The 24,398-nt window shown below is 37.8% G+C and carries 22 protein-coding genes and 1 other annotated feature; of the genes, 17 read left to right on the forward strand and 5 right to left on the reverse strand.

Going from position 1 to position 24,398, the window contains the following annotated elements; all coding sequences use genetic code 11:
• Positions 1–57: 57 nt before the first annotated feature.
• Both gdhA and IGM13_RS06570 read left to right on the forward strand, forming a co-directional pair.
• Complete coding sequence (gene gdhA / locus IGM13_RS06565) at positions 58–1,404, forward strand: NADP-specific glutamate dehydrogenase (protein ID WP_002366640.1); 1,347 nt, start codon at positions 58–60, stop codon at positions 1,402–1,404.
• Between the two features lie 181 nt (positions 1,405–1,585).
• Positions 1,586–2,935 carry a glucose-6-phosphate isomerase gene (locus tag IGM13_RS06570; RefSeq protein WP_002357685.1) on the forward strand — a complete coding sequence of 450 codons (1,350 nt, stop codon included), beginning with the start codon at positions 1,586–1,588 and terminating at the stop codon, positions 2,933–2,935.
• Between the two features lie 65 nt (positions 2,936–3,000).
• Here the strand turns inward: IGM13_RS06570 and IGM13_RS06575 are convergent, their stop codons facing one another.
• Positions 3,001–3,180 (reverse strand): hypothetical protein, encoded by a 180-nt coding sequence (locus IGM13_RS06575; RefSeq protein ID WP_002357684.1) that lies wholly within the window; start codon positions 3,178–3,180, stop codon positions 3,001–3,003.
• A gap of 58 nt (positions 3,181–3,238) precedes the next feature.
• Positions 3,239–3,682, reverse strand: coding sequence for a class Ib ribonucleoside-diphosphate reductase assembly flavoprotein NrdI (nrdI, locus tag IGM13_RS06580; RefSeq protein ID WP_002419306.1), 444 nt, complete (start codon positions 3,680–3,682; stop codon positions 3,239–3,241).
• Positions 3,683–3,890: 208 nt separating this feature from the next.
• Positions 3,891–3,938, forward strand: a sequence feature (sodium ion sensor (DUF1646 type); this cis-regulatory element may regulate processes involved in with the transportation of sodium ions).
• A 116-nt stretch (positions 3,939–4,054) separates the two neighbouring features.
• Between nrdI and IGM13_RS06585 the strand changes: the two genes are divergently transcribed.
• The 10 genes from IGM13_RS06585 to IGM13_RS06630 all read left to right on the forward strand — a co-directional run bounded on the left by IGM13_RS06585 (position 4,055) and on the right by IGM13_RS06630 (position 13,058).
• Positions 4,055–4,378, forward strand: coding sequence for a hypothetical protein (locus tag IGM13_RS06585; protein WP_002419305.1), 324 nt, complete (start codon positions 4,055–4,057; stop codon positions 4,376–4,378).
• Entirely contained in the window at positions 4,368–6,347 is a 1,980-nt protein-coding gene (locus tag IGM13_RS06590) for a V-type ATP synthase subunit I (protein ID WP_002419304.1), read from the forward strand. Before IGM13_RS06585 ends, IGM13_RS06590 begins: the two co-directional genes overlap by 11 nt.
• Positions 6,348–6,374: 27 nt before the next feature.
• Positions 6,375–6,848 (forward strand): V-type ATP synthase subunit K, encoded by a 474-nt coding sequence (locus IGM13_RS06595; protein WP_002363905.1) that lies wholly within the window; start codon positions 6,375–6,377, stop codon positions 6,846–6,848.
• A gap of 16 nt (positions 6,849–6,864) precedes the next feature.
• Entirely contained in the window at positions 6,865–7,446 is a 582-nt protein-coding gene (locus tag IGM13_RS06600) for a V-type ATP synthase subunit E (RefSeq protein WP_002365627.1), read from the forward strand.
• A 16-nt stretch (positions 7,447–7,462) separates the two neighbouring features.
• Positions 7,463–8,464 (forward strand): V-type ATPase subunit, encoded by a 1,002-nt coding sequence (locus IGM13_RS06605; RefSeq protein ID WP_086269717.1) that lies wholly within the window; start codon positions 7,463–7,465, stop codon positions 8,462–8,464.
• Positions 8,454–8,765, forward strand: coding sequence for a V-type ATP synthase subunit F (locus IGM13_RS06610; RefSeq protein ID WP_002357676.1), 312 nt, complete (start codon positions 8,454–8,456; stop codon positions 8,763–8,765). Before IGM13_RS06605 ends, IGM13_RS06610 begins: the two co-directional genes overlap by 11 nt.
• 17 nt (positions 8,766–8,782) lie before the next feature.
• On the forward strand, positions 8,783–10,564 hold the full coding sequence (locus IGM13_RS06615; protein ID WP_010713426.1) for a V-type ATP synthase subunit A: 1,782 nt from the start codon (positions 8,783–8,785) through the stop codon (positions 10,562–10,564).
• Positions 10,557–11,933: a V-type ATP synthase subunit B gene (locus IGM13_RS06620; protein ID WP_002357674.1), complete on the forward strand. Its 1,377-nt coding sequence runs from the start codon at positions 10,557–10,559 to the stop codon at positions 11,931–11,933. Before IGM13_RS06615 ends, IGM13_RS06620 begins: the two co-directional genes overlap by 8 nt.
• Before the next feature lie 4 nt (positions 11,934–11,937).
• Positions 11,938–12,573 (forward strand): V-type ATP synthase subunit D, encoded by a 636-nt coding sequence (locus tag IGM13_RS06625; protein ID WP_002357673.1) that lies wholly within the window; start codon positions 11,938–11,940, stop codon positions 12,571–12,573.
• Positions 12,574–12,647: 74 nt separating this feature from the next.
• Positions 12,648–13,058 (forward strand): hypothetical protein, encoded by a 411-nt coding sequence (locus IGM13_RS06630; protein WP_025188635.1) that lies wholly within the window; start codon positions 12,648–12,650, stop codon positions 13,056–13,058.
• Between the two features lie 54 nt (positions 13,059–13,112).
• Here IGM13_RS06630 and IGM13_RS06635 read toward each other — a convergent pair whose 3' ends face one another.
• Both IGM13_RS06635 and IGM13_RS06640 read right to left on the reverse strand, forming a co-directional pair.
• Positions 13,113–13,994, reverse strand: a complete 882-nt coding sequence (locus IGM13_RS06635) for a serine hydrolase (RefSeq protein ID WP_002374908.1) — start codon at positions 13,992–13,994, stop codon at positions 13,113–13,115.
• Positions 13,995–14,147: 153 nt separating this feature from the next.
• The gene (locus tag IGM13_RS06640; protein WP_002419301.1) at positions 14,148–16,028 is read right to left on the reverse strand and encodes a fructose-bisphosphatase class III; all 1,881 of its coding nucleotides are present in this window, start codon (positions 16,026–16,028) and stop codon (positions 14,148–14,150) included.
• Between the two features lie 198 nt (positions 16,029–16,226).
• On the opposite strand from IGM13_RS06640, the gene lysA reads away from it, so the two are divergent.
• A complete protein-coding gene (lysA, locus tag IGM13_RS06645; RefSeq protein ID WP_002419300.1) occupies positions 16,227–17,537 on the forward strand; it encodes a diaminopimelate decarboxylase in 1,311 nt (436 codons plus the stop codon).
• Between the two features lie 146 nt (positions 17,538–17,683).
• A complete protein-coding gene (locus IGM13_RS06650) occupies positions 17,684–18,676 on the forward strand; it encodes an alpha/beta hydrolase (protein WP_002419299.1) in 993 nt (330 codons plus the stop codon).
• A 188-nt stretch (positions 18,677–18,864) separates the two neighbouring features.
• On the opposite strand, the gene IGM13_RS06655 is transcribed toward IGM13_RS06650, so the two are convergent.
• Positions 18,865–19,209, reverse strand: coding sequence for a metal-sulfur cluster assembly factor (locus IGM13_RS06655; protein ID WP_002357660.1), 345 nt, complete (start codon positions 19,207–19,209; stop codon positions 18,865–18,867).
• Between the two features lie 273 nt (positions 19,210–19,482).
• Here IGM13_RS06655 and IGM13_RS06660 point away from each other — a divergent pair, with 273 nt between their 5' ends.
• Genes IGM13_RS06660 through IGM13_RS06670 form a run of 3 tightly spaced genes read left to right on the forward strand, consistent with a single transcriptional unit; the run spans position 19,483 to position 23,610 of the window.
• Positions 19,483–20,547, forward strand: a complete 1,065-nt coding sequence (locus IGM13_RS06660; protein ID WP_002419297.1) for a dipeptide epimerase — start codon at positions 19,483–19,485, stop codon at positions 20,545–20,547.
• 16 nt (positions 20,548–20,563) lie between these two features.
• Positions 20,564–21,940 carry a transglutaminase domain-containing protein gene (locus tag IGM13_RS06665; RefSeq protein ID WP_002419296.1) on the forward strand — a complete coding sequence of 459 codons (1,377 nt, stop codon included), beginning with the start codon at positions 20,564–20,566 and terminating at the stop codon, positions 21,938–21,940.
• Between the two features lie 17 nt (positions 21,941–21,957).
• Positions 21,958–23,610 carry a peptide ABC transporter substrate-binding protein gene (locus IGM13_RS06670; protein ID WP_002419295.1) on the forward strand — a complete coding sequence of 551 codons (1,653 nt, stop codon included), beginning with the start codon at positions 21,958–21,960 and terminating at the stop codon, positions 23,608–23,610.
• The last annotated feature ends 788 nt before the right edge of the window (positions 23,611–24,398 follow it).

A 24,398-nucleotide genomic window follows, 5' to 3' on the forward strand; every position in this document is an offset into this window, starting at 1 on the left:
ATGGTAATTTTTGAATTTTCAGTTAAAATAAACCTATAACAATGAGAGGATGATTAAATGGACGCAAAACAATATGTTAAAAATATTCAAGAAAAGATTCACCAATTAGACCAAGGTCAAACAGAATATTTACAAGCAGTCGATGAGTTTTTACCAACCGTAGAAGGTTTTTTAGAAAAAAATCCTCAATACATTGAAGCAAATATTTTAGGTGTCTTGATTGAACCTGAACGTATTTTTCAATTTCGTGTGCCGTGGCAAGATGACCAGGGCAACTGGCATGTGAACAGAGGCTATCGTGTTCAATATAATTCAGCGATTGGACCATACAAAGGTGGTTTGCGGTTTCATCCAAGTGTGAATTTAAGTGTGATGAAGTTTTTGGCCTTTGAACAAATTTTTAAAAATAGTTTAACTGGTTTGCCAATCGGTGGCGGCAAAGGCGGTAGTGATTTTGATCCAAAAGGTAAGTCAGATGCTGAAGTGATGCGCTTTTGTCAAAGTTTCATGACCGAACTTCAAAAACATATTGGTCCAAGTACAGATGTTCCAGCAGGCGATATTGGCGTAGGCGCTCGTGAAATTGGTTATTTGTTTGGCATGTATAAACGCTTGCGCAACTATGATGCAGGAGTGTTGACTGGCAAACCTTTAGGATACTGGGGAAGCCAAGCAAGAACAGAAGCGACGGGTTATGGAACGGTTTATTTTGTTAAACATTTATTAGCAGATAAAAACGATACGTTTGAAGGCAAAAAAGTTGCTGTTTCTGGTAGCGGGAATGTCGCAATTTATGCCATGGAAAAAGCAACTGAGCTAGGTGCCACAGTAATCACATGTTCCGATTCGTCTGGTTTTGTCTATGATCCAGAAGGAATTGATGTGGCGTTAGTAAAAGAACTAAAAGAAAAAAATCGTGAACGCATTTCAAAATATGTTGAAACACGTAAAGGCGCAACTTATTATGATAAAGAATCTGTTTGGGATTTCGAAACAGCGTATGACATTGCGTTACCATGTGCAACACAAAATGAAATCAACGAAAAGCAAGCTGCTATTTTAGTGAAAAACGGAGTGAAAGTCGTGGCAGAAGGCGCAAATATGCCTTGTACACTAGAAGCAGTCGCCGTTTTTGCTAAATCAGCTGTAATTTATTGTCCAGGTAAAGCCGCTAATGCAGGTGGTGTTGCGGTTTCTGCATTAGAGATGAGCCAAAATGCTGAACGTTTAGCTTGGTCCTTTGAAAAAGTTGATGGTATGCTAGATCAAATTATGCAAAATATTTATGAGACTTGTCGTGATACAGCTAACGAATATCAGGCACGAGATAACTTTGTTTTAGGTGCGAATATTGCTGGCTTCGAAAAAGTAGCGGCAGCGATGCTAAGTCAAGGACTCGTTTAATAACAAAAAATGCTAGGAAATCCTAGCATTTTTTATTGGTTTGTTTGATTAAGAGAATAAATATCTCTAATTAAATAGTTAAAATTAAACAATTGGTCTATCCAAAAGAATTTGCTTGAAAAAATGTCTAAAAACACGTAAAGTATACATGTAGTAAGTTTACTTTCGAGGAGGAAAAGGAATGTCACACATTCAATTAGATTATTCCAAATTAGCACCATTTGTTGCTGACCATGAATTGGAATACATGCAAACACAAGTCACTGCAGTGGACAAAGCATTACGTGAAGGTACAGGAGCTGGTAATGATTTTACTGGCTGGATTGATTTACCAGAAAACTATGACAAAGAAGAATTCGCGCGCATTAAAAAAGCAGCAGCAAAAATTCAATCTGACTCTGAGGTATTAGTAGTCATTGGTATCGGTGGTTCATATTTAGGTGCCCGTGCAGCAATTGAATTTTTGACACATTCATTTAATAATCTATTATCAAAAGAAGAACGGAAAGCGCCACAAATCTTCTTTGCTGGAAATAGCATCAGCTCAACTTATTTAGCTGATTTAATCAATGTGATTGGTGATCGTGATTTTTCTGTCAACGTTATTTCAAAATCTGGAACTACGACAGAACCAGCGATTGCTTTCCGCGTCTTTAAAGAGTTATTAATTAATAAATATGGCAAAGAAGAAGCCAATAAACGTATTTATGCGACAACTGACCGTGCTAAAGGAGCAGTAAAAGTTGAAGCTGATGCGGAAGGTTGGGAAACATTTGTGATTCCTGATGATGTGGGCGGCCGTTTCACTGTTTTAACGCCAGTAGGTCTTTTACCAATCGCTGTTAGCGGCGCGGATATTGATCGTTTAATGGAAGGTGCAAATGATGCACGTAAAGAATACGGCGCAACGAGCGACTTAAAAGAAAACCAAGCCTATCAATATGCTGCGTTACGTAATATTTTATATCGTAAAGGCAAAACAACTGAAATGTTAATTAACTATGAGCCTGGCATGCACTATTTCTCTGAATGGTGGAAACAATTATACGGTGAATCAGAAGGTAAAGATGGCAAAGGTATTTTCCCAGCAGCCGCAGACTTTTCAACTGACTTACATTCTATGGGTCAATATGTTCAAGAAGGCATGCGTAACTTATTTGAAACAGTGGTTAAAATTGAAAATCCACGCCATAGCATTTCAATTCCAGAACAAAATGAAGATCTAGATGGCCTAGGCTATTTACAAGGAAAAGAAATTGACTTCGTCAATACAAAAGCGTTCGAAGGTACGTTGCTTGCTCACACAGATGGTGGTGTGCCAAACATGATCGTTAAAGTGCCAACAATGGATGCTTATTCATTAGGTTATGTTATGTACTTCTTCGAAATTGCGGTGGGCATCTCAGGTTACTTAAATGGGGTTAATCCATTTGACCAACCAGGTGTTGAAGCTTACAAACGCAACATGTTCGCTTTATTAGGTAAACCAGGTTTTGAAGAATTAGCAAAAGATTTAAATGCACGCCTATAATTTGTAAATAACAGAAGAAAAGAGCCAGAAACGTAAGTGTTTCTGGCTCTTTTCTTCTGTTTAAATTATTTTTCCAATGGTTCGTTCCATTTTTTAGGACTCCAAATAGTTCCTTCCAATGCAACTTGAAGACTTTCATTATCATCTTCTAATTGTTCAATATATTTGATGGTTTCCTCGATAATAAAAGAATTGGGTTCTTCGCTGATTGACTGAAGTTGTTCTGCTAACCATGTATTTCTCATTTTTCATCACCTCAAAATGTAGTCTATCATAGGTGAGCTTTTTAGTAATGAAACTTGCTTATTGGTTTTTCTTTAAAATAGCATAAATTCGTTCAATATCCACTTGAGTACCTCTTAATTCATAGTCAGCTAAGAAGGGAAAGTTAAATTGTTCCGCATACTGTTTAGCTGTCAGGCAGTATTGGTGGTTAAAGTTTTTATTGCCGCTGCCCACCACACCAGAGCAATAACGATAATTATTTTCAAAAGCAAGATATTCTCGCATGACTTCTGTTAAAATTTCGGTATTGCCGTTGTTGATGCCATCGCCACCATCTAAATAGGTAGGCACAAAAGTAAAAAATGGTTCTGTTTCTACTTCTAACGGAGAATTTTCCGAAATTTCTTTGAAAGTAATCGTAGGATTTTTTTCGTTGTGCTGATGTTGCTCTTCGGCATAAGCTGTTAAATGTTGAACAAATGAGCGTGTATTACCAGAGATTGAAATATATCGTATATTCATCAGAGATCCCTCCAAATAAATTTAATTGTTTACGTAAGTATAGCACATCTATGTGAAAAAAATTCAAGATCAATAATTATAAAGCGAAAAAAATAATGCCTTTTTATTACCTATTATAAAAGTGAAAATTTGTTATTTTAATTCATTTGGGTAAGTATTGAATTTTGCGAAAAACTTTGCTAAGATGGTAGAGTATTGAATAAAGAATGGTTGGGCGAAAGCTTCAAGGATTCAGTTCTTCAAGGGGTGAGAAGAACAATTTTTGAGTTTGCGCCTTTTTGCATACCTAAAACAAAAGGGCTGAGCGTATCTCTATTTCGCTAGTCCTTTTTCTTATATGCTAAAGGTGTAAAAACTAAGGAGGTGGAGACAATGGTACAAGAAGTACTAGAGCAAATCAAGGCAGCGGAGGATGCGGTGGAAGAGCATCGGCAACAAGCTAAGATGAATTGTCGTTTATATGAAGAACATAAGCAAGAACGTTTAGCTGAACTACGTCAAGAGAGTGAAGAAGCTGTTGAAAAAGTGCTGACGGATTCACTAGCAACGCAAGAAAAGATGTTACAACTTGAAAAAGAACAACTTTTAGATGAAACAAAGCGCACTGAACAAGCGCTTCACGAACGTTATGAAGCGAACAAAGAACAAGTCATTGATTCAATTATTGAGAGGGTGAAAGACGTTTATGGCAGTTAGTAAAATGGAAAAAATGACAATAATTGCCGCTGCCGAAAAAGAAGCAGCAATTCTACAAGCCATTCAAGGCTTGCAAATTGTCGAAGTAAAACGGATTTTTCATTCGCCTGAAGAAGAACAAGCCTTAAAGAGTCAATATTCTTTTTTACAAGCAGAACAGTCAACTGAACAGCTACGTAAATATGAAACGATGCTACAACAATTGCAAGAGCTTCTTTTATTTTTGACACGCTCTTCAGGAAAAGGGTTAAAGATAAAAAGAAAAGTCTATACCTTAGAAGAGTTGGAACAAACCTTTGATGAAAAAACATTACAAAGCTATTTGACGGAATTAAAGAATATTCAAGAATCTTTGAAACAAATTCAAACAGATCGTCAAGGATTAGAAGCTGAAGAAGAATTATTAGGCCGCTGGCAATATCTGGATATTTTACCGCATAAACAGCAGTTAAAAAGTAGTTATGTCGTTCATGGTTCGATAAATCTAGCCAATAAAGCCAGTTTCTTGAGCGCTTTGTCTCAATGGCCAACGGTTTATTTTGAAGAAATTTATCAAAGTATGCATCATAGTTATTTTACACTCGTTTACCTGAAGGAACATCAGCAGAGTGTAACCGAGTTATTAAACCAATATAGTTTTGAACCACTCCAATACCGTTATGATGTTCCGCCTAAAGAGGCATATCAACAAGTCAAAGAACAATATGAAATTTTACAAAAAGAAGAAAAAACCTTAAAGCAACAACTGGCTTCTTATCATGATTTCTATGAAACGTTTTGCTTGGCTGAAGAAGTCTTATTGGCGGTTATCCAAAGAGAACAAGCACGTCAACATTTGTTAAATGCTTCGTCATTTTTCATCTTGCAAACGTGGATTCCAGTCGAAGAAAAAGCTGAGATTTTGACAGCGATTGAAGAAAAAGTTCCTAAGGACGAAATAGCACTTACTTTTGAAAATCCTACGAAGGCGGAAATTGAGACAGATATACCGGTTAAACTAGCGAATAATAAATTGGTGCAGCCGTTTGAAATGTTAACAGAGATGTATAGCTTACCAAAATATGAAGAAGTTGATCCGACACCTGCGATGATGCCGTTTTATCTAGTCTTTTTTGGCATGATGGTAGCGGATATTGGCTATGGCTTACTGATGCTACTCTTGTCTATTATTGCTCTGAAAGCATTTGTTTTACCGAGAGGCATGAAACGTTTTGCCGACTTTTTCTTGATTTTATCATTTCCAACAATTATTTGGGGCTTCATTTACGGTTCGTTTTTCGGTGCAGCATTACCGCCAACAATGTTTGGAATCAAATCACCATTTCCGATTTTATCAACGACCGAAGATGTAAATACGATTCTTATTTTATCGGTTATTTTTGGGTTTATCCAATTGGTTGTCGGTTTAATGATTAATGGGATTCAGTTATCAAAACAAAAGCGCTATTTAGATAGTATTAACGAAAGTTACGCTTGGTTAGGGATTTTGTTTGGTTTAGCATTGTTAGTCGTTGGTAAATTAGTGGTTAAAAATGAAGGCTTATTTACAGCAGGTGCGATTTTAGCTAGTCTTTCTGCCATTGCAATTATTGTGATTCCAATGATTCAATCGAAGGCCAAATTAAAAGGCTTAGCCAAAGGACTGTATGGACTATACGGTGTGACAGGTTATGTCGGTGACCTAGTTAGTTATACACGTTTGATGGCGTTAGGAATTGCTGGGGGAAGTATTGCTTCAGCGTTTAATATGCTCGTTGAGTTCATGCCGCCAGTTGCCCGTTTTAGCGTGGGGATCTTGCTGTTAATTGTTTTACATGCGTTAAACATATTCTTATCGTTATTAGGTGCGTATGTTCATGGCGCACGTTTGCAATATGTTGAGTTCTTTGGAAAATTTTATACAGGCGGTGGCCGGGCGTTTAATCCGCTAAAAACAAAAGAAAAGTATGTCAATGTTGAGAAAAAATAGAAAATTATTTATTGGAGGAAAATAGAGATGATGGATTACTTAATTAATAATAATGGTGGAATTGTTTTTGCAGTATTAGGAATGGCGATGGCGACAATTTTTGCTGGGATTGGATCAGCCAAAGGGGTTGGCTTTACTGGGGAAGCAGCAGCAGCTTTAACGACGGAGCAGCCAGAAAAATTTGGTCAAGCGTTAATTTTACAGTTATTACCAGGTACACAAGGACTATACGGTTTCGTTATTGCTTTCTTAATTTATATTAACTTAGGAAACGATATGAGTATGGTTCAAGGATTGAACTATTTTGTAGCAGCTTTACCAATTGCCTTTGCTGGATTGTTCTCTGGGATTGCCCAAGGTCGTGTAGCCGCTGCGGGGATCCAAATTTTAGCGAAGAAACCAGAACATGCAACAAAAGGAATTATCTATGCTGCCATGGTTGAAACTTATGCCATCTTAGGGTTCGTAATTTCCTTCTTACTTGTATTGAACGTCAAATAATTGAGGAGGCAGATGGATGGATGCCATTGAAAAAATCATCAGTGAAATTAAGCAGCAAGGAAAGCAAGAAGTCGAAGCCTATGTCACCAGTGAACAAACGCGCATCGATCAAGAATTCCAAGCAGCACAACAAGAAATTTTGCTGAAGCAAGAACATGAAATAGAAAAACGACAACAACAATTATTAAAAGAATTTAAACAACGCCAACAACGGCAAACACTAGAAATTCGTCAGGATGCATTAAATAAAAAACAAGCATATCTTAACCAATTATTTGACGAAGTGGTCTTAAAGATGAGTGAATGGTCAGCGGAAGAATTTCAACAATTTATGAAAGCACAATTAGGCTCACTTGAATTAACAGGAAAAGCAACCATTCTTTTAGGCGAGTATTCTCAAACGAAAGTGACGCAAGAATGGCTGACCGCTCTTTCTGATGCTACTGTTCAATGGGAGCTTTCAGAGGAAGTTGTTCCAAAAGAAAGTGGCTTTATCGTTGCAAAAGACGGTTTGGATTATAATTTTCTCTTTTCAGCATTAGTTGAAGAGATTCAAAAAACAGAAGGCTTTAAAGTAGCAGAAAAACTTTTCAGTTAAGAAGGGAGGACGTAGCATGAGAAAACCAACGTATCATCAAATTAATCCGCTGATTCGTTTAAAAGAAACGGAGCTGCTTTCTGAGCAACAGTTTCAACAACTTTTAGAAGCGGAAACAGTTGAAGACGTTAAAAATATGTTAAAAAGTACGGTTTATCAACCTTATTTAACCGAAACTTTTGAAGAAAAATTTGACTACCATTCTTCTGAAGCGCTGGGAAATCTTTATCGCTGGTTATATGAAATGGCTCCAGAACCAGCTGTAGTAACGTTGTATACGATGCGTTTTACCTTCCATAACTTGAAAATTTTGACGAAAGCTGAGCAAACAGGTAAAGATTTTGATTATCTTTATTTAGAGGATGGTCGTTATTCTCTAAACACAGTCAAAAGTGCCATTCATACAAAAAACTCTTCCGAACTTGAGCCAGCATTATTAGAAGTGATCCGTGATGTTTTTGCCTATCTGGAAGAAGGCGGTTTGCCACAAGCAATTGATATCCTTTATGATCGAGCATTTTTACAGCAACAGCGAAAATTAGCGGATGAATTGGGCTATGAAGAGTTAAGGAAGGAAGTCATCGCTTTTATTGATTTAACCAATCTATCAACGATGGCTAGAGGGATTGTTCAACATCAAAACAGTAACTTTTTATCAACCGTGCTTTCTAGCGCTGGCAGTATCTCAAAGAAAGAACTGTTGACCTATGCGGAAAAGTCACTTGTAGAATTTACAGCATTTGTCAGAACAACGAATTACGGACAACTATTAGAAAAGATTATCAATAAAGAAACCAATGAATTAAATTTATTGGCTTTTGAAAAACTCAAAGATGATTACCTGACCTCAATGTATGAAAACGGTCGAACGGTTGCTTTTGGGCCGCTCCCATTACTAGCCTTTTTGAATGCGAAAGAGGTTGAATGGAAAAATCTACGTTTAATTTTGGTCGGAAAACATAGTGGGTTTTCAAATGAAAAAATTCGAGAAAGGATGCGAAAAGTCAATGGGGTATAAAATTGGTGTCATTGGAGACAAAAATTCAATCTTACCATTTAAACTGTTTGGCTTTGAGGTCCATCATGCCATTTCAGAAATGCAAGTTAGAGAAGCCATTGAAACTATGGCAAAAAATAAGTTTGGGGTCATTTTCATAACGGAAGAAGCCTCTACTTTAGCAGAAGAAACGATTGAACGATACAAAGAACAAGTGACACCAGCGATTATTTTAATCCCAAGTCATAATGGTACAATCGGAATCGGTTTAAGTGAGATTGAAAAAAATGTTGAAAAAGCAATTGGACAAAATATTTTATAATGCAAAGGAGAATGAGCGTGCAAATTGGAAAAATTGTCAAAGTTTCAGGTCCTTTGATTTTAGCTGAAAACATGTCAGATGCTAGTATCCAAGACATTTGTCATGTAGGAGATTTAGGCGTTATCGGAGAGATTATTGAAATGCGAGGCGACGTCGCTTCGATTCAAGTATATGAAGAAACAACAGGCATTGGACCAGGAGAACCAGTTATTTCAACAGGAGAACCATTATCTGTTGAATTAGCCCCAGGTTTAATTGCCGAAATGTTTGATGGTATTCAACGACCATTGGATACATTTCAAGAAGTAACCCACAGTAACTTTTTAGGCCGTGGCGTTAAAATTGATGCGTTAGATCGTGAGAAAAAATGGACGTTTGAACCGACTGTGGCAGTTGGTGAAGAAGTGTCGGCAGGTGACATCGTCGGTGTGGTTCAAGAAACAGCGATTATTCAACATAAAATTATGGTGCCTTTCGGCGTTTCAGGAACGATTGCCGAAATTAAAGCAGGGGATTTTGCCATTGATGAAACAGTTTATTCAGTGGAAACGGCTAAAGGAACAGAAAGTTTTAGCATGATGCAAAAATGGCCCGTTCGGCGGGGACGTCCCATTTTAGAAAAACTAAGTCCCAAAGTACCGATGGTGACCGGACAACGCGTAATTGATACTTTTTTCCCAATTACGAAAGGCGGAGCGGCAGCAGTTCCAGGACCATTTGGCGCTGGAAAAACAGTCGTTCAGCACCAAATTGCTAAGTGGGCCGATGTCGACTTAGTCGTTTACGTTGGTTGCGGGGAACGCGGGAATGAAATGACAGATGTTTTAAATGAATTTCCAGAATTAATTGATCCAACAACTGGTGAGTCTTTGATGAATCGGACGATTTTAATTGCGAATACGTCAAATATGCCGGTAGCGGCACGGGAAGCCTCGATTTATACAGGGATTACCATTGCAGAATATTTCCGTGATATGGGTTACTCAGTCGCAATTATGGCGGATTCTACTTCTCGTTGGGCAGAAGCGTTACGAGAAATGAGTGGCCGGTTAGAAGAAATGCCTGGTGATGAAGGCTATCCAGCCTATTTAGGTAGCCGTTTAGCTGAATATTATGAACGAGCAGGACAAGTCATCGCGTTAGGAAAAGATCATCGTGAAGGAAGCATTACAGCGATTAGTGCGGTTTCGCCATCTGGTGGGGACATATCAGAACCTGTCACCCAAAATACGTTACGCGTTGTTAAAGTATTCTGGGGCTTAGATTCTCAATTAGCACAAAAGCGTCATTTTCCTTCTATTAACTGGTTGCAAAGTTATTCTCTTTACTCCACAGAAGTAGGGCAATATTTAGACTTGGAATTGCAAGGAAACTGGGCCGCTATGGTAGCTGAAGGGATGCGGATTTTACAAGAGGAATCTCAACTGGAAGAAATTGTTCGCTTGGTTGGGATTGATTCCTTGTCGGATAAAGACCGTTTAACGTTGGAAACGGCCAAATCATTACGGGAAGACTATTTGCAACAAAATGCTTTTGATGACGTGGATACGTTCACTTCTCGAACCAAACAAGCGAAAATGTTGCAATTGATTCTAACTTTTGGTGAAGAAGGTCAAAAAGCCTTAAGTTTAGGCACTTATTTCTCTGAGTTAATGGCGGGAACAGTTGAAATCCGTGATCGCATTGCTCGTAGCAAGTATTTACCAGAAGAAGAATTAGAAAAATTGGATCGTTTACAAGCAGAAATTAAAACAACGATAAAAGAAATCATTGCTGAAGGAGGAATGACGAATGATTAAAGAATATCGCACAATCAATGAAGTCGTTGGTCCTCTGATGATTGTTGAAAAAGTGGCAGGCGTAAAGTACGAAGAATTAATTGAAGTACGCATGCAAAATGGCGAAATTCGCCAAGGGCAAGTTTTAGAAATCAATGGAGATAAAGCGATGGTCCAAATATTTGAAGGAACGAGTAACATCAATATTCGTGATTCAAAAGTTCGCTTTCTGGGACATCCTTTAGAATTAGGGGTTTCGCCAGATATGATGGGGCGCGTTTTTGACGGCTTAGGTCGCTTAAAAGATAATGGACCAGAATTATTACCTGAGAAAAAATTAGATATTAACGGCGAAGTTATCAATCCAGTCGCTCGTGATTATCCCGATGAGTTCATCCAAACAGGGATTTCAGCGATTGACCATTTAAATACCTTAGTTCGTGGTCAAAAATTACCTGTTTTTTCAGCATCTGGCTTACCTCATAAAGAATTAGCAGCACAAATTGCCAGACAAGCCAACGTGTTAAATAGTGAAGAAGAATTTGCCGTAGTTTTTGCGGCCATTGGGATTACCTTTGAAGAAGCGGAATATTTTATGGAAGATTTCCGTCAAACAGGCGCAATTGATCGTTCAGTCTTGTTTATGAACTTAGCGAATGATCCAGCCATTGAACGGATTGCAACACCTAGAATGGCTTTGACAGCTGCTGAATATTTAGCTTATGAAAAGGGCATGCATGTCTTAGTTATCATGACGGATATGACCAATTATTGCGAAGCGTTGCGAGAAATTTCAGCAGCACGCCGTGAAGTTCCAGGACGTCGTGGTTACCCAGGTTATCTTTACACGAACTTAGCAACGTTGTATGAACGGGCAGGACGAATTCGTGGCTCAAAAGGTTCCGTAACACAGATTCCTATTTTAACAATGCCAGAGGAGGATAAAACACATCCAATTCCCGATTTAACTGGCTATATTACAGAAGGGCAAATTATCTTGTCCCGGGAACTATATAAGAGCGGTATCCAACCACCAATTGATGTATTGCCATCACTTTCCCGTCTTAAAGACAAAGGAACTGGCGAAGGCAAAACGCGCGGGGATCATGCAGCGACGATGAATCAATTGTTCTCAGCCTATGCACAAGGGAAACAAGCCAAAGAATTAGCTGTCATTTTAGGAGAATCAGCTCTTTCCGATGTCGATAAAATTTACGCAGCTTTTGCCCAACGTTTTGAAGAAGAATATGTCAACCAAGGATTCGATACAAACCGTTCGATTGAAGAAACGTTAGATCTTGGGTGGGAACTATTAAGTATGCTACCGAGAACAGAACTAAAACGAATTAAAGAGGATATGCTCGATCAATACTTAACTGAAGGGAAGTAGAAAAATGGCTCGATTAAATGTTAATCCAACCCGTATGGAACTTTCCCGATTGAAAAAACAGTTAACTACGGCCACGAGAGGTCATAAGTTGCTGAAAGACAAACAAGATGAATTGATGCGACGGTTTATTGCGCTAGTCAAAGAAAACAATGAGTTACGTATTCAGGTTGAACAAGAAGTGACGGATGCGTTATCAAATTTTGTATTGGCAAACGCAACGTTGAACGAAGCCTTTATTGAAGAGTTAGTGGCAATTCCAGCCGAAAAAGTTGAATTAGAAATTATTGAACAGAACATCTTAAGTGTGCCAGTTCCTAAAATGATTTTTGATTACGATGAATCAGTTCAAGAAGCACCCTTAGATTATGGCTACGTGAATTCAAACAGCGAGCTTGATCAAGCTTTTGCTAAAATTTCAAGCATTTTACCGAAATTATTAGCACTTGCAAATGTTGAAAAGACGTGCCAATTATTATCAAAAGAAATTGAAAAAACGCGTCGTCGTGTCAACGCCTTAGAGTATATGACGATTCCACAATTAGAAGAAACAATTTACTACATTCAAATGAAATTAGAAGAAAATGAACGTGGCGAAATTACACGTCTAATTAAAATTAAAAGCATGAACAAAGAAAATTAATGGTTAGAAAGAACGAGTGCGAAGCCAGTTGGTAGCTTTCGTGCTCGTTTTTAATAAAAAAGGGAGTGGAAAAAATGAAAAATGAAGAACGCCGCAAAGCGATTGCACTGAATTGTCAAAAATACGAAAGTGACTATGCTCACTTGGTGGAACCAATCAATGAGCTACTGTTAAACTTGGGAGCGGCTATTTCAGAAGAAGCCGCGAAGCAAATCATTCTGAATGTAAAACGCTATCATCACGGCGTGAAATATCTTCCTGAGTGTCATTTAGATGAAAGTAACCAATTTATCGAAGATGGGCTTGAAGCTCTTAAAAAGGGAGATTTAGGCAACGGTGCGTTACAACTATTTGGGGCTGGCTTAAACTTTGCTAGTTTTGCAACAAAAGCACAAGGAACCAAAAAAATTGATGCCCACCAAATGTTGGCAGAACGTTTTACGAAGTTGTTGTCTGTACAAACGGATAATAATAACAAACAATAAAAATACCCTTGGTTTATTAAGTCGTCTTAATAAACCAAGGGTATTTTTTAACTGTTATTGATTAGGATATTCAGACACCTGTAATTGCCATAGCTTATCTGTCACTGAAGCAATAAACGCAGCACTCTTAGCATTATCAGGTCCTTTAGTAAAAATTGCTAAAGCAAAGGGGTGAGGTGTTTCTAAAATCCCCATATCATGAATAAATTCATCATAGGAACCAATTTTATGAGCAACTTTTCCTTGAGTTGTGGGAGTTTCCATTCTTTCATGGAAAACACTTTGTTTCATAGAATCATAAATCGCTTGGTAATCTGGTTTTGTTGCTTTTTCAGTATATAATTTTTGTAGAATAACAAGCGCATCTTCCGAAGAAAATTGTGGCTCTTCAATCGAAGGTGTCTTGTGCAAATAACGCTGATACATTTCTCGTTTTGCTTTTGCATCACCACCCAATGTGTCATAGAGCATATTTTTAGCGATATTATCAGAATAGGTGATGGCATATTCTTGTAACGTTTTTAATGGATATTCTGGTTGGATATTATAGGCAATGATCCCAGTTCCTTCTTCATAATCTTCTTCGGCGTTATAGGGAATCAGGTCTGTCCATTTTTTTTGACCAGAAGCAACCGTGTCGGCGACTAGCATCGTCAGTGGCACTTTAATAGTGCTAGCTGTATAAAATTCATGTTGGCCATTCACGGAACGTTGTTCGCCAGTTTCCAAATCTAAATAACTAATCCCGACCGTTCCTTCAAATTCTTTGACAGAAGCGACGAGCAGGTCATTTATTTTATCAAAAAATACTGTATTTGCTGAATTATTTTCTTCCTTGTCTTTCGTATGTTTCTCATGTTTGGCGGAATCAATTGTAACTTTTTGTTCAGATTCTTTGGCATAATCTTCGCCACGACTTGAGAAGAAGAAGCCCACAATTAGGAAAAAGCAAAGAAAGAAAATGGTGCCGTAAAGTGAGAGTTGCTGTTTCTTCAATGTAAAACCCTTTCCGTTTCTCTAATAGATATTTTCTCAACTCCTCCATTTAATCATTTTTCGGATAAGAGCGCAAGCGTCTTTTTAATGGCACTACTGGTTTTGTTTCATTTGTTTTTGGAGTGCTTGCGATTGCTTTAATAGCTCTTTGCCGATAGTGGTATCTTTCACTAATAGCCGCTGTAAGGGGCGATCGATGACTTGTTTGATGGAATGAATGTCTTGATTATTTAAAATGGCTGTTTCTTTACTAGAAAAAGATTTATGCGCGGTCAGTTGTAACCCGAACGAGTTGTACAACAATGTATAACCAGCAATTCCAGTAATTGTCTGATAAGATTTTGAAAAGCCGCCGTCAATTACGAGAAGCGTGCCATTTGCTTTGATTGGCGATTCGCCTTTTGTTCGTTTAACTGGTGTATGGCCATTAATGATATGTCGATTTTCACCAGTCACTTCAAATTCATCTAGGATTCTTTCACAAACTTCAACCGTATCACGCAAAGAGTAGTAAGGATTCTTTTCTTCATGATGTGTTTCTTTTTCAGCGAGAAAATAACGCTCAAAGGTTTTCATAGCTCGTTTACCAAATAATGAGGAGCCTTCGCCACACCAAAGATACCATAAACAATCTGTCGCATAGTCATCTGTAATAGCAGGCTGAGCGTAAGCTTCTTCTAACATTTCCTGAAAGAAGTCAACTAAAGCTTTTCCTGAATAGGAGTGGCCTTTAAATGTATAAGCTTGAAAAGTACCGTCCGCATTCAGAGGCAGACAGCCATGAATCAATAAATTTTGATTATACACAAGGTAAAGAGAAGCTTTTTCCATTAGAAAGCGCATGTGTTTTGTTAACCGCGGCGAAGACTGAAATTGCGTTAATAAATCATCAATTATCTGTTTTTCCTCACGTGTTAATTGGTAAGGCTGCTCTTCAGAAACGGTTTGGAAACAGCTGTTAATTAATGTATAACGACATTCGTCAAAAGTAATAGTTTCCCCTTGAATCTTATCTAAGCGTAGCCGATGTGCCAAGTTAAAATCAGGGCGTCGACCAATAATTTGCCCTTCTAGTTTTTCTTGAATAATGGCAATAGCTTGTTGCACACGCATCGCTACTTGTTTTTCAGCTTCAGTTAACGCACGATAGGGATTTTTCTTGGGTGCAAAAGCAGGATTTTCTTTATATGTTTCTAAACTAAATTTTTTTAAGGCGGTTAAATCGATAGCATAACGTTCTTCTAACAAATCTAAATTTCCATAGCGAGCACAAATACGTACTACATTGGCTAAACAAGCCAGTGAACCACTATAAGCAGCCAGCCAAATCATATCATGATTGCCTAGTTGAATATCCAAGGAGTGATAGGACATTAATCGGTCCATAATTTTATCTGGTGCTGGCCCCCGGTCATAGATATCCCCAATAACATGTAGGTGATCGATAATCAGACGTTGGATTAGATAAGCTAATTCTGTCACGAAACGTTTGGCTTCACCTAGTAAAATAATTTTTTCAATAATTTGTTGATAGTAACCGTTTTTGGTTGTTGTTTCATCATATTGATAAATCAATTCTTCGAGAATATACCCATAGGTTTCAGGAAGGGCTTTGCGAACTTTAGAACGTGTGTACTTCATCGAAGAAGAACGGACGATTTCAACCAGACGGCGAATCGTTAATAGCCACCATTCATAAGAGAGGGCGCTTTCATTTTCTAAAAGTGTTAATTTTTCTTCTGGATAGTAGATAATAAAACAAAGCTCGTCCATCTGATGGGCATTTAATTCTTGTTTAAATAAAAATTGAACTTTTTCTCGGATTCGCCCAGAACCATTTCTTAAAATATGGTCAAAAGCTTCAAATTCACCATGTAAATCACTGACAAAATGTTCTGTTCCTTTCGGTAAATTCAAAATTGCTTCCAAATTAATAATTTCTTCAATTTGTTGATCGCGGTTCAGTGTAGCCAAGTCATCTGCCTTCTTTCTTTTTTCGTATATACCAATTTTAATTTAAAAGATTAAAGTGTTGATAATAAAGGTTTTTTATTCGTATGCCAATTATTTTAGGCTATTTGGCGAAAAAAAGCAACAGGAGAAAGTCAGAGAAAAATGTGGAAAATTATAGGAAGCTACTGGGTTTTATGCTATGATTTTTAATAAAACAAAATGAAGGGGCGGGAAAACATGTTATTTGGTACAGCAAAAATGAATCGGGAAAATCATTTAGAAATCGGTGGTTGTGACACCGTAAAGTTGGCGCAAAAATTCGGGACGCCGTTATTTGTCTATGATGTCGCTCATATTCGCGCACAAGCACGTGGTTTTAAACAAACGTTAAATCAATTAGGTATCAAAAATAAAGTGGTTTATGCAAGTAAAGCATTTAGTTGTTTAGCTATTTATCAAGTGTTAAAGGAAGAAGATATTGCTTGCGATGTTGTCTCTGGTGGAGAACTATTCACAGCTTTAAAAGGGGGCATGGAGCCAGCGGAAATTGAATTCCATGGAAATAACAAAACCCCTGAAGAATTACGTTACGCCTTGGATAACAAAATAGGTACAATTGTCATTGATAATTTTTACGAAATTGACTTGTTGGAAGAATTATTAGCTACACGAAACCAAACACAAAAAGTTCTTTTTCGGGTGAGTCCTGGCGTGGATGCAGAAACACATGATTACATTTTGACAGGCCAAGAAGATTCAAAATTTGGTTTTGATGTTGCAAGTGGCCAGGCAACAGAAGCGCTCGTTCGCCTTTTATCAAACCCCTCTTTTGATGTACAAGGGGTCCATTGCCATATTGGCTCGCAAATTTTTGCTGTGGAAGGCTTTTTAGCTGCTGTTGAAAAAATGTTCACTATTTTAGAAGACTGGCGGCAAGTCCATCAATTTACAGCACATGTTTTAAATATGGGTGGTGGTTTTGGTGTGCAGTACACGCAGCAAGATGAGCCATTAGCACCAGCAACATTTGTTGAAAAAATTGTTTATTCCTTGAAAGGTCATTGTGAACAATTAGGGTATCCACTGCCTGAGCTTTGGATTGAACCAGGCCGCAGTTTAATTGCCGAAGCGGGCACAACGATTTATACAGTTGGCGCACAAAAAGAGGTTCCTGGTGTTCGTCATTTTGTTTCCGTAGATGGTGGCATGGGTGATAATATACGGCCTGCTTTGTATCAAGCGGTTTATGATGGATTTTTAGCGAATCGTGAGGGGCATGATTCAGTCAAGAAAGTCACAGTGGTTGGTAAATATTGCGAATCAGGAGATGTCTTACTTCGAGATATTTTATTGCCAGAAGTTAAAGCAGGGGATTTATTGGCCATTAGTAGTACGGGGGCTTACGGTTATTCAATGGCAAGTAATTACAACCGAAATCCTCGACCAGCGGTGGTTTTTGTCGAAGATGGACAAGCAAAATTAGTTGCTCGTCGTGAGACATATGAAGATATGACAACGTTGGATTGTTGATAGATTAAAAGTAGCCGCCTCTTTTTGAGACGGCTGCTTTTTTTTCAAAAAATAACAAAATGTAAGGGTGATTTCTTTCAGAAATGAAAAATCCATAGTATATTAAATGAAGAAGGAAATACTTTAGAAGAGGGTGTGATTTGCAGATGAAATGGCTCCTCGGGTTACTGATCATTTTTGCAATGATTGGCGTTGTTTTTTCTTTTTACATTGCCAATTATTTTTTGAAAATCGCGTTGCTTAAAGACAACCCTTGGTATCATAAAAAAGGGCATCGGTTATTAAATCCTGATAATTTTCAAGAACGAGAAACAAGATATACTAAAATAGAAGAACAACAAAAACAAGAAGGCGAAGCTTTTTGGACAGAGTCTTTTGCTGAAGATCGTTGGTTGAAAATTAAAGATGAAACATTGTATGCACGGTGTTTTACTCCTTATCCAGATAACCATCGTTGGGCGATTTGTGTGCATGGTTATCGTTCTAGCGGAAAACGCGATATGGCCTATACTGCATTACGTTTTGCAGAAGAAGGCTACAATGTTTTAATTCCCGATTTGCGTGCGCACGGGAAAAGTTCAGGGAATAAAATTGGGATGGGATGGCTGGATCGGTTAGATTTATTAAGTTGGATTAGTGAAGTTCTTGCTATTGATATGGAAGCAGAAATTATTTTAGTGGGCGGTTCCATGGGAGCGGCTACTGTCATGATGGCAAGTGGTGAAAAGTTACCAACGAATGTCCGCGGATTAATAGTGGATTGTGGCTACACTTCTGTCTATGATGAATTTAAATATGTCCTACATGAATCTTTTCATTTACCCGCTTTTCCTATTTTAACGATTGCTAATCAATTAGCATTAAATAACTATGGCTTTCAATTGAAAACCGCTTCTTCCGTGAGACAATTACACAAAAATACGTTGCCGACATTTTTTATTCACGGTACAGGTGATCGCTTTGTTCCAATGACAATGTTTGAAGAAAATTTAGCGGCAACTCAGGGGATAAAAAAAGGTCTCATTGTTGCTAAAGCACCACATTTATCTTCAAGTGTCTACGAACCTGAAAATTATTACAGTAGTATTTTTGAATTTTTGGAAGAAAACTGTCCTGCAGTAAAAATAATATCCGACTAAAAAAGACATGGATTTTCATGATTCCATGTCTTTTTTTGTCTGACTCGTTTAGCTAAATTTAAAGTGCTTAAAAAGAAAAATAATAAAGTTGGACTAGCAAACTATTAGCTAAACAAAAAACCACATAAAAAAACTAATCAGTCAGTTCTTTCAGGCGGTTTTTATCATTAATCAAAGTCTCGAAATAACTAGCGAATACCCAAAGCAATTCGTGCGTAACGGCTCATTTTGTCCGTTGTCCAAGCAGGATACCAGACTAATTTTACTTCGATATTATTTACTTCAGGAATATCTTTTAAAACACCATGGATTTGTTCTGTTAAAACATCTGCTAACGGACAACCCATTGTGGTTAAGGTCATTTTGATGACAGTATCACCAGTTTCTTCTGCAAATTCAACTTCATAAATTAGTCCTAAATTAACAATATCGATGCCTAATTCAGGGTCAATCACTGTTTCTAATGCAGTTAAAATATCTTCTTTAATTGCTTCAACTTCTTCGGTTGAGCGTTGTTGAGGTTGTTCACTCATTCGTCTTCTACTCCTTTGCAAGTTGCCTCTTTACTATCATACCTTTTTTAAGAATGTTTGTAAATGAGAAGTATCTCACATGTCTGGAATTTACTGATTTATAAAAAAGCTCGTAAAATTGGAACTTCATTTTATTTTAATCGAAATCTCATTATTTTGTTGACATTAGAAAACAATGAGTTTAGAATGATCGATAACAATCTAAATTTAATTTTTGGATATTTTTAAAAAACTGAATTTTCAATCAATTGAAAATATCAAAGGGAGGATTTTATGAAAATTAAGCAGGTACATGTTAGGGCATCGAAAATCAAGCTGAAAGAAACATTTACAATCGCTTTGGGGACGATTGAATCCGCGGATAGTGCAATTGTGGAAATTGAAACAGAAGAGGGCCTTATTGGATATGGAGAAGGAGGCCCAGGCATTTTTATTACCGGTGAAACGTTAGCTGGCACGCTTGAAACGATCGAATTATTTGGCCAAGCAATCATTGGCTTAAACCCCTTTAATATTGAGAAAATTCATGAAGTGATGGATAAAATATCTGCTTTCGCTCCAGCGGCAAAAGCAGCAATCGATATTGCTTGTTATGATTTGATGGGTCAAAAAGCCCAACTGCCTCTTTATCAATTGTTAGGCGGCTATGATAACCAAGTAATAACGGATATTACACTAGGCATTGATGAACCAAATGTGATGGCACAAAAAGCCGTCGAAAAAGTCAAACTAGGTTTTGATACGTTAAAAATTAAAGTCGGAACAGGAATTGAAGCTGATATTGCAAGAGTAAAAGCGATTCGTGAAGCAGTTGGCTTTGATATCAAGCTCCGCTTAGATGCAAATCAGGCTTGGACGCCCAAAGATGCTGTTAAAGCAATTCAAGAATTGGCAGATTATCAAATTGAATTAGTGGAACAGCCAGTTAAAAGACGCGATTTAGAAGGTCTAAAATACGTTACCTCACAAGTCAATACGACAATTATGGCTGATGAAAGCTGTTTTGATGCCCAAGATGCGTTGGAATTGGTTAAAAAAGGCACAGTCGATGTTATCAATATAAAATTAATGAAGTGTGGTGGCATTCATGAAGCGCTGAAGATTAATCAGATTTGTGAAACAGCAGGTATCGAATGCATGATTGGGTGTATGGCAGAAGAAACAACCATTGGCATCACGGCTGCTGCCCATTTAGCTGCTGCTCAAAAGAATATCACACGAGCAGATTTAGATGCGACATTCGGTTTAGAAACTGCGCCCGTAATTGGGGGCGTATCCTTAGAAGCAAAACCATTATTGGAATTAGGAGAAGTAGCTGGATTAGGCATTTCTCATTAAAAAAGGAGTAAAGCTAATGAAGTATGATTTAAAGTATCTTAGTGTCCCTTTGCCTGAGGAAATTCAAAGGGTGAAAGAATTTGGCGATTTTGCAAGTGCGGATACTGCCATTGATTTTTGGTTGACAAAAGAACTTCCGCAGGCATTAAAAGAACGTTTGATAATTGAAAAAGATGTCATTAAAATGATGCGTATGAATGAGTATCCTCATAGCTTTGCAAAAGCTGATCAAATGATGAGAGATACTTTTCAGGATTATCAAACAGAGGAATTAATTCGTTTAAAAGAAACGGGTTTAGTGGACTGGGTTTATATTGACGGTGAACCGTATTTCCAACTTCGATTTTTGGCCAATTTAATTAAAACAAATGCGGCATATGTTGCACGTTTGCGGGAAGCAGAAAGCAATCAATTAGAAATTCTCCGCAAAAAAGAACTAAAAGAGAACATCGAACAAATGCAAAAAAACGGTGGTAGAAAAGTGAGAACAACAATTAAAGCCACCATTCAGGTGAAAAAAGAATTTGAGCGTCCAGGTGAACGTGTTCGTGTCCATTTGCCGCTACCCAAAGCGTGTCAACAACAATCAGAAATTGAAATCCTAGCTACGTCACCTGAGGCAACCTATATTGCGGCAGAAGATGCGCCTCAACGAACACTGTGTTTTGAAACAATCTTAAAAGAAAATCAAACGTTTATAGTTGAATATTGTTATGTTAATCGGATGGTTTACCAACAGTTAGAAGAAAGTAACGTAGACAAAATGCAACCAAGCTTTGATTTAGAGGAACAGTTACCGCATATTCGATTCACGCCTTATTTAAGAAATTTAGCAGATGAGATTGTGGGCGATGAAAGTAATCCCTTAAAAAAGGCACGCTTGATTTATGACTTTGTGACGACAAAGATTCATTATTCATTCATGCGTGAATATTTTACAATTTCCAATATTTCAGAGTATGCTGCAACTAATTTAAAAGGTGACTGCGGCGTGCAAGCGATTTTGTTTATCACGCTTTGTCGGATTGCAGGGATACCAGCCAAATGGCAATCGGGATTATATGTTTCTACACATTATACAGGCTGTCATGATTGGGCACAATTTTATATAGAACCGTACGGCTGGCTCTTTGCGGATTTATCTTTTGGCGGAGGTGCTTACCGAGACGGGGATAGACAGCGGTGGAATCATTATTTCGGCAATTTAGATGTTTTTAGAATGGTCGCAAATAGTGAAATCCAGGCAGACTTTCAGCCGGCAAAAATGCAATTGCGTGCAGACCCAATTGACAACCAGCGGGGAGAATTTGAGTACGAAAATGAGGGCTTGCCCTACGCATGCTTGATAGTTTCGCAAGAACGGCTTTCCATGGAAGAGTTGCCTTTTGATTGACACATAGGGGGAATAGTATGAAAAAGTTAAAAATGATGGGGATTATGTTATTTGTTAGTACGGTCTTGGTAGGTTGTGGCACAACAGCAGAAACAAAAATAGACGAGAAAGTAACTGAGAAAACCAGTGTCTCGAAAAAAGTTTTAAATTTAATGGAGAACTCGGAAATCGGTTCAATGGATTCTATTTTTACACAAGATGAAGCCAGTATTAACGCACAGTCCAATGTCTTTGAAGGGTTATATCAATTGGATGAAAAAGATCAACTAATACCAGCTGCCGCTAAAGAGATGCCTGAAATTTCTGAAGATGGCAAACGATATACCATTAAACTAAGAGAAGATGGCAAGTGGTCCAATGGTGATGCTGTAACAGCCAATGATTTTGTTTTTGCTTGGCGTAAATTAGCGAATCCCAAAAACCAAGCCAATTACTTTTTCTTGTTAGAAGGAACGATTCTGAACGGAACAGCTATTACAAAAGAGGAAAAAGCACCAGAGGAATTGGGTGTCAAAGCGCTTGATGATTATACTTTGGAGGTTACTTTAGAAAAGCCTGTACCATATTTTACGTCCTTATTGGCATTTTCTCCATTTTTCCCACAAAACGAAGCATTCGTGAAAGAAAAAGGACAAGCCTATGGCACTTCTAGTGAAATGATTGTATCTAATGGTCCATTTTTAATGAAAAATTGGGATCAGTCAGCGATGTCATGGGACTTTGTGCGTAATCCCGACTATTACGATAAAGAAAAAGTAAAATCAGAAACGATTCATTTTGAAGTTCTTAAAGAAACCAATACCGTTTATAATTTGTACGAATCAGGTGAATTAGATGTGGCTGTCTTAACAGGAGATTTTGCTAAACAAAATCGAGACAACCCAGACTATGAAGCAATCGAACGGTCAAAAGTCTATTCCTTACGTTTAAACCAAAAAAGAAACGAAAAACCATCCATTTTTGCAAATGAGAATGTCCGCAAAGCTTTAGCTTATGCTTTGGATAAAAAAAGCTTAGTCGACAACATTTTAGCAGATGGTTCAAAAGAAATTTATGGGTACATTCCAGAAAAATTTGTATATAACCCAGAAACGAATGAAGATTTTCGTCAAGAAGCAGGCGCCCTTGTCAAAACAGACGCCAAAAAAGCCAAAGAGTATTTAGCTAAAGCAAAAGCAGAGCTAAACGGAGATGTAGCCATTGAACTTCTTTCAAGAGATGGTGATAGTGACCGAAAAGTTGCTGAATTTATCCAAGGCCAGTTACAAGAAACGTTGCCAGGTCTCACTATTAATGTCAAAACAGTTCCTTTAAATAATGCGATTGAATTAATGAGAAAAGGGGATTATGAATTGTCTGTTGGCATGTGGGGACCCGATTATCAGGATCCAATGACTTTCTTAGAAAGCTCAGTTAGTGGGAACCGTATGAACTATTCTAGCCCAACGTTTGATCAACTAATTGAAGAAGCAACAACTAAATACGCAAATGAGCCTGAAACTCGTTGGCAAACATTAATTAAAGCTGAAAAAGTATTGGTGGAAGAAGATGCCGCTTTAATTCCTTTATACCAAGAGGCCCGTAGTCAGCTTGTACGACCAGGTGTCAAAGGTATTCAGTATCATAACTTCGGTGCAACGAGCACATATAAGTATGCCTATAAAGAATAAATTAGTGAACGAGCGTGGGACAAAAATCACTTTGGATTTTTGCTCCACGCTCAAAAACTGATAAACGGCGGGAACAGAAGCAACACTACGCGTTGCTCCGATCTCAATAACTTCTAAGGTGTTTTCTCGACATGCGTCTCGTCACAGTACAGCCTTCAAAAGAGCTACAGCTCTAAGAGTTGCGATGTTTCACTGTGAAGCATGAACAGATGAAATCATCGTACCTACTTGGTGAAGGTCCTTCGGAACTTACAAGGATAAAACTGTGACGAGCCTTTGGCGAGAAAACAATAAGCCGAAATTGACTTTCTCACACAAGTGTTCGGCGTATCTTAATCCTTCCAAGTGTTGAGAATCACGAAGAACGTAGTGATTCGATGATGAACAATACCTACTTCGCAGAGCTCCGATCTCATCAATCTCTAAGTGATAAATCACTAAGAATTGAAGGACTTGGTCTCCAAAAATTAAAGAACACCGGGTCCTTCAATTCTAGCATGTTCCATGCGTAGAAATTGATGCGAACGAAACGGAGTGTAGTGTATCATGCAACATCAACTCGTACCTCGTTGTGTTTTATGACAATTTTCGGAAATTCCTTCTTATTGCTGAGAAACACTATTTGCAAAGCAAATAGATGTTGAACAGTACCTACTTGGTTCTCGGAGTTAAACACTTCTGTCCCGACCTCTTCCCGATAAGAGCTTCTTTTTTGTTAATAGTCAACAATTAATAAAAAAATAATTGAAAAAGGTTGACAAAAATAATGATACTCGTTAGAATAAGCA

It is taken from the genome of Enterococcus sp. DIV0561, assembly GCF_050539875.1.
Classification (GTDB): Bacteria; Bacillota; Bacilli; order Lactobacillales; family Enterococcaceae; genus Enterococcus; species Enterococcus faecalis.